At 49.9% G+C, this 617-nt stretch carries 1 protein-coding gene; it reads left to right on the forward strand.

Annotated features, from left to right (window positions below):
* A partial coding sequence (mnmD, locus tag R7O13_RS28480) for a tRNA (5-methylaminomethyl-2-thiouridine)(34)-methyltransferase MnmD (RefSeq protein ID WP_318305406.1) occupies window positions 1-617 on the forward strand: 617 nt, incomplete at both ends.

Raw genomic sequence — 617 nt, forward strand, 5'->3', positions numbered from 1 at the left:
AGCCTAGCGGATTTGAAAAAAGCACATGAAGCGTGGCCGGAGTTGGCTGAGTATGCAGAAAAGCTGCAAAAGCACTACCCTGCTGCCGTACCTGAGTGTCACCGCATTGTGCTTGAAGATGGCGCAATTACACTCGACCTTTGGTTTGGCGACATCAAAGACTGCATGCCGCAAGTCCCATACAACGAACAAGGTTTGATTGACGCTTGGTTTTTAGATGGATTCGCACCAAGTAAAAACCCAGAAATGTGGAACCAAAATCTGTTCAACAACATGGCTAAGTTAGCCAAGCAAGACTGTACAGTTGCCACTTTTACCGCGGCGGGCTTTGTGCGTCGAGGATTGAACGAAGCTGGCTTTGCAATGAAAAAAGTCAAAGGCTTTGGCACCAAGCGTGAAATGATCGCAGGCTCGATGGAACAACGCGAAAAGCAATCGAACCATCTTCCGTGGTTCAATCGCACGGCGTCCAGCAATCTTGATTCGATTGCCATAATCGGAGGCGGTATTGCCAGCGCGGCGTTAGCGAAAACGTTAGTTCGTCGTGGCCAAAACGTCACGCTTTACTGCAAAGACACTCAACCAGCCGAAGGGGCTTCTGGCAACCGTCAAGGTGC

The sequence above is a fragment of the Vibrio sp. Y176 genome (assembly GCF_033438945.1).